The organism is Niveibacterium sp. COAC-50 (genome assembly GCF_013184235.1).
Lineage (GTDB): Bacteria > Pseudomonadota > Gammaproteobacteria > Burkholderiales > Rhodocyclaceae > Niveibacterium > Niveibacterium microcysteis.
The window spans coordinates 1-504 of the sequence record NZ_JABCJM010000030.1; the positions used below are offsets into that span (position 1 = coordinate 1).

General features: G+C 60.7%; 1 protein-coding gene. It reads left to right on the top strand.

What is annotated here, in order from left to right; all coding sequences use genetic code 11:
• Positions 1-44 precede the first annotated feature (44 nt).
• Positions 45-422 carry a hypothetical protein gene (locus tag HH302_RS22255; RefSeq protein ID WP_172205428.1) on the top strand — a complete coding sequence of 126 codons (378 nt, stop codon included), beginning with the start codon at positions 45-47 and terminating at the stop codon, positions 420-422.
• The last annotated feature ends 82 nt before the right edge of the window (positions 423-504 follow it).

A 504-nucleotide genomic window follows, 5' to 3' on the forward strand; every position in this document is an offset into this window, starting at 1 on the left:
ACGTTAGCGCGCTTTGTTATGACCAGCCCAGTTAACGTCGCCACATGAAACAACGACACCTATTTCGCCTTGCTCAAGCATGCGCGTTGCTGTTGGCGCTTGCTGTCGTTTCAAACCCAGAGTTGCGCGCGCTTGTTCTCGTGGCCGACTACATCGGCATGGAAATGCTGCTCTTGCTCGGCGGCCTGTATTTCCGCAGTCACTTCCCCGTGCTCCGGTTAATGGTTGGTGCTCTGTTGCGCTGGTCTCTGCACGTCGGTGCGCGAGCCGTTCATGGTGCCTTGCGCACCGCTCGATACATGCAAATTGTTGGCCCCGTAAGCCAATCGGCCGCCGAACTCCTGTGCTCCGGCACGGCTTGGCGCAGTGCGTTCGGCCGACTCCAGGCTCGCGGCGAACTTCCCAGTGCCGCCGCGCGCTAACAAGTCCGTCAACGGGACGCCAAACTGCTGCGCAGTTTGGTTCCCTCCGCTGCGCTCCGGCGCCCGTTACGTCCAACGTTAG